Source organism: Streptomyces hilarionis, from assembly GCF_024539675.1.
In the GTDB taxonomy this organism is placed as follows: Bacteria; Actinomycetota; Actinomycetes; order Streptomycetales; family Streptomycetaceae; genus Streptomyces; species Streptomyces hilarionis.
The window spans coordinates 1-8,183 of the sequence record NZ_JAHHIT010000244.1 but is presented as its reverse complement, the minus strand read 5'-3'; the positions used below and the strand labels follow the sequence as shown (position 1 = coordinate 8,183).

7 protein-coding genes are annotated in these 8,183 nt (G+C 71.5%); 4 read left to right on the top strand and 3 right to left on the bottom strand.

The window, feature by feature from the left end:
* Nucleotides 1-112: 112 nt before the first annotated feature.
* Nucleotides 113-520 (bottom strand): SHOCT domain-containing protein, encoded by a 408-nt coding sequence (locus KMS84_RS36470; protein ID WP_256920835.1) that lies wholly within the window; start codon nucleotides 518-520, stop codon nucleotides 113-115.
* Nucleotides 521-991: 471 nt separating this feature from the next.
* Nucleotides 992-1,246: an amphi-Trp domain-containing protein gene (locus KMS84_RS36465; protein ID WP_256920834.1), complete on the bottom strand. Its 255-nt coding sequence runs from the start codon at nucleotides 1,244-1,246 to the stop codon at nucleotides 992-994.
* 545 nt (nucleotides 1,247-1,791) lie between these two features.
* On the opposite strand from KMS84_RS36465, the gene KMS84_RS36460 reads away from it, so the two are divergent.
* From KMS84_RS36460 to KMS84_RS36450, 3 genes are all read left to right on the top strand, one after another.
* A complete protein-coding gene (locus tag KMS84_RS36460; protein WP_256920833.1) occupies nucleotides 1,792-2,445 on the top strand; it encodes a TetR/AcrR family transcriptional regulator in 654 nt (217 codons plus the stop codon).
* 512 nt (nucleotides 2,446-2,957) lie between these two features.
* The gene (locus KMS84_RS36455) at nucleotides 2,958-3,893 is read left to right on the top strand and encodes a poly(ethylene terephthalate) hydrolase family protein (protein ID WP_256920832.1); all 936 of its coding nucleotides are present in this window, start codon (nucleotides 2,958-2,960) and stop codon (nucleotides 3,891-3,893) included.
* A gap of 302 nt (nucleotides 3,894-4,195) precedes the next feature.
* A complete protein-coding gene (locus KMS84_RS36450; protein WP_256920831.1) occupies nucleotides 4,196-5,542 on the top strand; it encodes a hypothetical protein in 1,347 nt (448 codons plus the stop codon).
* Nucleotides 5,543-5,609: 67 nt separating this feature from the next.
* Here the strand turns inward: KMS84_RS36450 and KMS84_RS36445 are convergent, their stop codons facing one another.
* Nucleotides 5,610-6,785, bottom strand: coding sequence for a cytochrome P450 family protein (locus KMS84_RS36445; RefSeq protein ID WP_256920830.1), 1,176 nt, complete (start codon nucleotides 6,783-6,785; stop codon nucleotides 5,610-5,612).
* A gap of 277 nt (nucleotides 6,786-7,062) precedes the next feature.
* Here KMS84_RS36445 and KMS84_RS36440 point away from each other — a divergent pair, with 277 nt between their 5' ends.
* On the top strand, nucleotides 7,063-7,647 hold the full coding sequence (locus KMS84_RS36440) for a hypothetical protein (protein ID WP_256920829.1): 585 nt from the start codon (nucleotides 7,063-7,065) through the stop codon (nucleotides 7,645-7,647).
* Nucleotides 7,648-8,183: the final 536 nt, after the last annotated feature.

The window sequence follows — 8,183 nt, the reverse complement described above, 5'->3', positions numbered from 1 at the left end:
GGGGGGGGGGGGCGACCAGAACCGCCCGCGCCCCGGCTCCGGTCACGTGGACGGACCGGAGCCGGGGCCAGGGGCGGGGTGGGTCGTGACAGGGACCGGCGTCGGCGCCGGGTCAGTGCAGGATCTTCTCCTTCGCCCGCTGGAACTCCTCGTCGGAGATGTCGCCGCGGGCGCGGATGTCGGAGAGCTTGGCGAGCTGGTCCGCCTCGCTGGGGCGGCCGGCGGTCTCACGGATGTAGTCGTCGGTCGCCTTCCGTCGCGCTTGGGCGTGCTTCTGCTCGCGCTTGCCCATCGCGGAGCCGCGGGCGACGAGATAGACGAAGACGCCGAGGAAGGGGAGCACGATCACGAAGACGAGCCAGCCCGTCTTGCCCCACCCGCCCAGGTCGTCGTCGCGGAAGATGTCACCGATGACCCGGAAGAGCAGGATGAACCAGAGGATCCACAGAAAGACCCACATGACGGTCCAGAAGGCTCCCAGGACCGGGTAGTCGTAGGCGAGATTCAGACTGCCGCCCATGTGTTTTCTCCCATCGTCGCGGTCCCCCGGGATTGCGGATCCAGCGTTGAGTTCGAGGCGGCACCGCCGCCTCACCCGACGGGCCGGGCCCGGACGGCCCGCGCCTCCTCGCCGGGTGGTTCCGGTCCGAAGACCTGACCGATGCCACGGGCGACCGACACGACAGGCGCGCCGCCGTCCGTCGGAGCGTCGGCTCCGGCGGGTGCGCCGACGCCGCCTGCTCCTGCCTCGTCCGCAGCCATCCCGCAGTCCTTTCCCGAACGGTCCTGACCGCTTCGTACCGCTTCATGGAAGCGGTGGTCGGGCGCTGTCGGGATCACCCGGTACGGGTGATCCGGGTGCCGTTCAGAACTTTCCCCATGCCCGCTCGTCACCACGGACGGCCGGTTCCGGAGCCGCGAGCCCGAGGCGGTCACGCGCACCCGCGCACGGCGGCCCGATGTACTCGCCGACCGGTCCGGCCGCCTTGCGTCAGTCGTCGTCCGCCGACCGGTGCGCCTGCGGCGGCCGCCAGGACAGTTCGATCTCCAGGTCGATCTCGCCGTCCTCCAGCTCGACCTCGATCTCGGAGCGGAGCTCGTCCGGGATCCGCACGGTCAGCCGGCCAGGGCCGAGGTCCAGCTCCGCCTGGCCGCCGCGGCGGAGCGCGGCTGCCAGGGCCTCGAGCTGGTCGGCCGCCTCGACGCGCGACAGCGTCCGCTTCTGTTCGAACTCGAGATCGCTCACACAAGCCTCCCAGAACCAGCGGACATCCATTGTCACGCCGCTCTGCGGGGTCGGCCTGGCGAAGCGGCACCCTCGCCCCGAGACGGGCCCGGTCGTCACCTCGGGGCGGGCCCTCCCGGGTGGGTGTTCCCGGGCCACGGACCTTCCGGACGGCCCGGGGCCGCCTCCCCCGGCCGCGAGGGTCGGCTCATGCCCGCACCGGTCAGGGCCCCGGTCAGCGGTCCTGTGGGTATCGCACCTTCCGCCGCCTGCGTTCTGTCGGCGTCGACGTCGGCGTCGACCTCGACCGCGACCGCCTCGGGCCGGAACCTGATCGACGGACGCAGACCGAACCGGTCGACGGAGGCGTCGAAGTAGCGGGCTCTCACCGCGTGTCCCGGACAGACCGAGTACTCGCCCGACCTGGGGAGGCAGGCGTACCGCATGAACAACGGGGGAGTGTGCGGTCCAACAGCCTTGCCTGTCACCGTCGTTGACATCGACCGGCATCACCCTCACCATGACCGGGCGGTCACATGACCGCCCGGTCACGCAGAGGAGAGCCCATGCCCACGCCCACCTGGGACCGTCTGTCGCCGGCCCGCCGCGAGCGGGTGCTGGTCGCCGCGATGGACGAATTCGGCACCCACGGGTACTCCACGGGAAGCCTCAACGTCATCGCGCGAGAAGCCGGCGTCGCCAAGGGCTCACTGTTCCAGTACTTCTCGGGCAAACTCGATCTCTTCGCCTACGTCGCCGAGCAGACGTCCCTGCGCGTCTACGCCCACATGCGGCCTTGGCTCGACGGCTACGACGGGACCAGGGACTTCCGCGAACATCTCACCGACGCACTGGAGGCCTGGCTCGACTACTTCGCCCGGCAGCCCCTGGAGCGCGGCGTGACGGCCGCCAGCAACATGGAGATGGACCCCGCGGTCCGCGAGGCCGTCCGTGCCCCGGTGAACGCCCTCTACCTGGCAGGGCTGCGCCCCCTGCTCGAACGCGCCGTCACCGCCCAGCACCTGCGCAAGGACGCCGACCTGGACGCGCTGCTGTCGCTCCTGCTCGTCCTCCTGCCTCACCTCGCGCTCCTCCCGCACGTCCCCGGACCGGACCGCCCCCTGCCGCTCACCTCGGTCCCTCCGCAGGTCCGGCGCGAGAACCTCGAACGCCTCCTCACCCCGCTGCTGTCCGACTTCACCTCGAGACAGGGCCGATGAGCGGCTTCGACCAGGACATCCTCGTCACCGGTTCGGCGACGGCCGGCAGCGCCGGCGCCCGGCGCCGCACAGAGAAGGGCGTCCGGGTCGACCTCCTGGGCTGCGCCCACGGCCATCAAGGTCGGCAGCCGGGCCGCGCTGCGACGGGCACGCGCCGAGTGGGGACGGTACCGGCCGACAGTCGATCGCCCGTTCTCGCCCCCGGCGCCCCCGCGCCCCCGTGCTCGGCCTGACCTGCGAGACATGGGCCTTCGCTTCGGCGGCTGACCGTCGCGGGTGAGCGACGGCCGACATGTCGTACGACCCTGCCTGCCCGCCCACCTCGCCTCCGCCGCTTCCGTTCCTCCCGGCCGACGCGGCAACCGCTCGGCACGACCCCGTATCCACCGCCCGGGCTTCCAAGGGTGTGCCCACGGCGGTGCGTTCTCCCGGTTCCCCAGCCGGACAACACCCGGCTCGTCAAGGAGACACCACCGGACACCACTGCTCCCATCGACGGAAAAGGTGATCTCGTGTTCCGTACACTCCTGCGGCCCATGACCGCGCTGCTGCTGACCGCGGCTGCCGCCTTCACCCTCGCCCCAGCCGCCGAAGCCCACCCGGTCGGGCCGACGGCACAGGCGGTGGACCCCTCCGCCCCGGGCTCTTTCCCCATCGCCTACACCGACGTCTCGGTGTCGGCCGCCGGGCGTTCGTACAGCGCGCGCGTCTGGTACCCGGGCACGACGGCCGGGGCCAACGCGCCGGTCGCCGTCGGCGTCCACCCCGCTCTCGCCTTCGGCCACGGCTTCTTCCAGGCCGTCACCCAGTACGACAGCCTGCTCAGGCACTACGCCTCCTGGGGCGTCATCACTGTCGCTCCCAAGTCGCAGGGCGGTCTCTTCCCGAGCCACTCGGCCTTCGCCGACGACCTGAACGCTGCCCTGACCTGGCTCACCGCCCAGAACTCGACCAGCGCATCGCGCTTCGCCAACCGGGTCGACACCGGAAGGTTCGCCGTCTCCGGCCACTCCATGGGCGGCGGCGCGGCCCTCCTCGCCGCCGGACGCAACCCCGCCGTCAAGACCGTCACCACCCTGGCAGCCGCCGAGACCAACCCCTCCGCCGTCGCCGCGTCCGCCACCCTGGGCGTCCCCGTGCAATACGTCGGCGGGAGCGCCGACTCGATCGCCGGCGTCGCCGCGAACCAGCAGAAGATGTACGACGCCAAGGCGTCACGCACCCAACTGCGCGTCATCACCGGCGGGTTCCACTGCGGATTCGAGGACAGCTCCGGCCTCGGCTGCGACAGCGGAAGCATCACCCGCGCCGCTCAGCTGAAACTGACCTACGGCATGACCACTTCCTGGCTGCTGTACACGCTCGGCCTGGACACCTCGTTGTACGACCAGGTGTGGGGCCCCGCCGCCCAGAACCTGGCCGGCGTCACGTACGCCGCCAAGCCCTGACCGCGGCATCGGCCGGTGGCCGGGGCTGACCGCCGCTGACACAGCCGGTTCGACGGAGGCCGATCGGGCCGCCCGGACCGAGCATGCGCCCCGCATCGGGCGGGCGGCCACGAAAGGCGTGTGGCCGCCCGCTCACCACCGCTGCGGCGGCTCACCCCGAGACGGGAACGGTCTCGGGTCTCGTCCCGCGGGAGCAACCGCGGGCCTGGACGGCCCGAGGACCGGCCCGCAACATATGACGAAATGCTGACGCCGTCGTTCACCGTGTCCGCGTCCGGCCCTTCCCGGCCTAGCGTGCCGGTGTGAACCGCGATCTTCTCCGCGACCTGTACGCGGCCCTCGCCGCAGCGCTGCTCGTCACCACGGCGGCCGTGATCGGCACCCACCTGGAAAGCCGCTATGGAAACCTTCATGTCAACTGGCCGCCGCTGTACGGCCACTGGGAGCCGCACCTGGGCCCCGGCACCCCCGCCGCGATCATGGTCGCTGTCGCGGTCGTCGCGTACGGGCCGCTGCCGGCTGCCCGGCTGCCCTGGCGCGCGCTGCTGTGCACCGCGTGGGGCACCGCGATGGCGTGGACGTTCTCGCTCGCCCTGGTCGACGGATGGCAGCGCGGAATCGCCCGGCGCCTCACCACCAAGTACGAGTACCTCCAGGTCATCGGCCCCGTCAACCGCTTCGACGACGTCCCCGCCGCTCTGCGGGACTTCACCCGCCACATCCTGATCGACTCACCCGACGCCTGGCCCGCGCACGTCGCCGGACATCCCCCCGCGGCCACCCTCACCTTCGTCTTCCTCGACCGGATCGGCCTGGACGGTGGGGCCTGGGCCGGCGTCTGGTGCATCACCCTCGGGGCCACAGCCGCCGTGGCGGTGCTGGTCACCGTACGCACGCTGTGCGGAGAGGCACTCGCCCGACGCGCCGCGCCCTTCCTCGTGCTGGCCCCGGCAGCGGTGTGGATGGGCACCTCGGCGGACGGCTACTTCGCGGCGGTCGCCGCCTGGGCCGTCGCCCTCCTCGCCCTCGCCGTCGCGGGACACCGGCCCCGGTCGACGGGCCTGGCCTCCGGACTCCTCTTCGGCCTCACCGCGTATCTCTCGTACGGGCTGACACTGTTCGCGGTGATCGCCGCCGGAGTCCTGCTGCTGGGCTCGCGACGCCTGCGCCCCCTGCCTTACGTCCTCGCCGGATTCGTCGTCGTGCCGGCCGCGTTCACGCTCGCCGGCTTCAACTGGTGGGAGGCGTACCACCTGCTGGTGACCCGCTACTACCAAGGCGCCGGCGGTATCCGTCCGTACGGCTACTGGGTGTGGGCGAACCTCGCGTGCACGGCGCTCGTCGTGGGCCCGGCAACGGTGGCCGGACTGCGGCGGGCCGGCTCTGCTCCCCTCCGCCCACGCGTGCGCGCACGCCTGCGCCACTCCGCGCCCGAAACCCGCCTTGCCCTCCTCGTCCTCGCAGCCCTGCTCGCACTTCTCGCCGCAGACCTCTCCGGCATGAGCAAAGCGGAAACGGAACGCATCTGGCTGCCGTTCGCGATGTGGTTGCTCCCGGCCGGCGCGTTCCTGACCCGGCCCCGTGCCTGGCTCGCCGCCCAGGCCGCGCTCGCCCTGCTCCTCAACCACCTGCTGCTGACGGGATGGTGACCAGGGGGACGGCCCGACGGTTCCGCGGGGGAGTGTCACCGCTCACCGCCGCGCGCGGGCCGTCCGGTCACACGAGGACGGGCAGCGAGGCCGGCCCGCGCAGGAGACGGGTGCGCCGCCACCGCACCCGTTCCGGCGCCACCGCGAGCCGGATCGCGGGAAACCGGGTCAGGACTTGACGCAGGGCGATCTCCGCCTCGGCCTTGGCCAGGGAAGCGCCGACGCAGCGGTGGATGCCGTGACCGAAGCCGAGATGCGCGGCGGCGTCCCGGTCCAGGTCGAGCCGGTCCGGATCCGGGAACCGCTCCGGGTCGCGGTTGGCGGCGCCCAGCGCGATGAGCACCGGGACGCCCGCCGGGAGGTCGGCGCCGCCGAGGGTGACGTCCCGCGTGGTGAAGCGGAACGTGGCGGTGCTGACGGGGGAGTCGAACCGGAGCAGCTCGTCCAGCGCGGCCGGCACCTCGCCCGGATCGCCGCGCAGACGGTCCAGTTCGGCCGGGTGTCGCAGCAGTGCCAGTGCGGCACAGGCGAGGAAATCGGTGGTCGTCTCGTGTCCCGCGACGACCAACAGCACGGCCAGCGAGACCAGTTCGTCCTCGCTGAGCCGGTCGTCCGCGTCGCGAGCGCGGATGAGCCGGTCCAGGAGGGAGTCGCCGGGGTCCAGGCGCTTGGCGGCGATGAGGGCCGTCATGTAGTCGGCGACGGCATGCGAGGCAGCGTCGATGACGTCGGGCTCCCCGGCCGCGAACAGTTCGGCCGACCAGCGCCGGACGTCGGCCCGGTCCTCGTGCGGGACGCCCAGCAGTTCGCAGATCACGAGGACCGGCAGGGGCGCTGCCAGGCCGTCCACGAAGTCGAAGGGGACGCCTACCCGCCACCGGTCCAGCAGCGTGTCGGTGACCGCTTCGATGAACGGGCGCAGCCCCGTCACGGCCCCGGTCGTGAACGCCTTGGTCACCAGTGCGCGCAGGCGGGTGTGCCGGGGCGGGTCGCTGGCCAGCATGGTGTGCGCCACCGCGGGGTGCAGTCGTCGTCGGGACGCCTTGCCCGCGAAGAACGCGGCCGTGTCCTTCGAGAGCCGGGCGTCGCCGAGCGCCTCCCTGGCCTCCGCGTAACCGGTGACCAGGTAACTCACGCGTCCGTCGGGCCCGGGCACGGCCTGCACCGGGCAGGTGGAACGTATGGCCGCGTAGGCGGGATACGGGTCCTGGAGAAAGCCGGGATCGTGCATCGGGTCGGTCATGCCCTCAGCCTCCGACTCGATCCGGCCGCACGTCATCGGTGACACGCCCGACGGCGCGGCCCGGCTCGTCTCCTCGCCGGTCGGCGCGGCGAAGGGCGGGCGGCTGACAACGTTCGTTCCCGCGGCCGCCCCGCCTCCCCGCCCGCCTCGTCCTCGATCCGGTAGGACAACGTCGTACGACTCGGGCACCCACCGCGCCGACGCGGTGGCCGCTCGCGGTCTGACGCTGTGGAACCACCGGCGGACGACCTGATCTCCGCTGCGTATCCTCGCTTGCGTGTATGACGACTGGTTCGAGGACGACGAATCGAACAGCCGGCAGCAGACGGTCGTGCGCCTTGTGAGGGAGTCCGCCCGCTCCTGGCCGGAATGCCGACCTGCCGACACCGCTGTGCTCCTCTTCGGTCCGGACGAGGACGACGAGGAGGCCGTGCAGACCCCCGCGAGGCAGCCCAGGTGGGAACCTCCGGCCGAGCACACGGCCTACCACACGGCGTTGGACGAGGCGCTGGACCGGGGCGAGGACGTTCTCACGCTCATCGCGGATCTGGTCGATCGGCGTGAACGGGAGGAGGGTCTGATCTTCATGACGTTGGGGGCGACCGTCATAGGCGATCAGCTCTTCTGCAGCGAACGCCACAGCCAGAATTACCAGACCCCGGAACCCACCCACGACGTGGAGCCGCTTACCGCCACCGGCTCCCCGGAACATCTCGGGCGGACCGCTGCCGCCTGGTTCGAGGAGATCATGAACCGCCCCATCGTCTCCTTTCGCCCGGTCGTGGGCGGCGGATACCGATTCGTCCCTCCTGGCGCCGCACTTCCTCCGGGATATCGCTGGGTGCGCAACGGAGGCGAGTGATCGATTTCCCCGGCGAGGCCCGGTGAGTGATGGCGAGGCCGGGTCGCAAGGGGCGGCTCGGCCAACTGCCATTATTTATGGGGACAGTTCACTCGAACAGGGGCGTCCCGTACCCATGAAGAGCCAGCCTGGACGGTTCTGACCGCGGGGTGCGTCAGCCGCAGGCTGAACAGCAGTTCCTTCGCGGCATTCGCGGTCGGTCACGTCGGTCACCTCGGTCGCGGTGACCGTGGCCGACAGGGGTGGCGCCGTGGTGTCGACGGTCGCAGGCCCGCTCGCGCCCGTTGACCCCTTCTTCGCGCTGCCGTAGCCGCGCGAGTCACGCCCGACGGCATCGGGGGCCTCGGTGGGGCTGGGGGTCGATGACGAAGGTCATTTACCTGATGAGTCAGTTATTGTAGTCTCAAGTGAATCGCTCGTGCCGAGTGAGTCCCACCCCCTGCCGAGGTCTTCGCATGAAGCTCGTCCATGCCTTCGCCGCTGATCGCGACCGGCCGCATGGCCTCTCCCCGGTCCTGCGTGAGGTTGTCACCCGC

Bases quoted from the DNA above. Each gene is read 5' to 3' on its own strand.
- KMS84_RS36470 (WP_256920835.1), bottom strand. From the start codon at position 520: ATGGGCGGCAGTCTGAATCTCGCCTACGACTACCCGGTCCTGGGAGCC.
- KMS84_RS36460 (WP_256920833.1), top strand. From the start codon at position 1,792: ATGCCCACGCCCACCTGGGACCGTCTGTCGCCGGCCCGCCGCGAGCGG.
- KMS84_RS36445 (WP_256920830.1), bottom strand. From the start codon at position 6,785: ATGACCGACCCGATGCACGATCCCGGCTTTCTCCAGGACCCGTATCCC.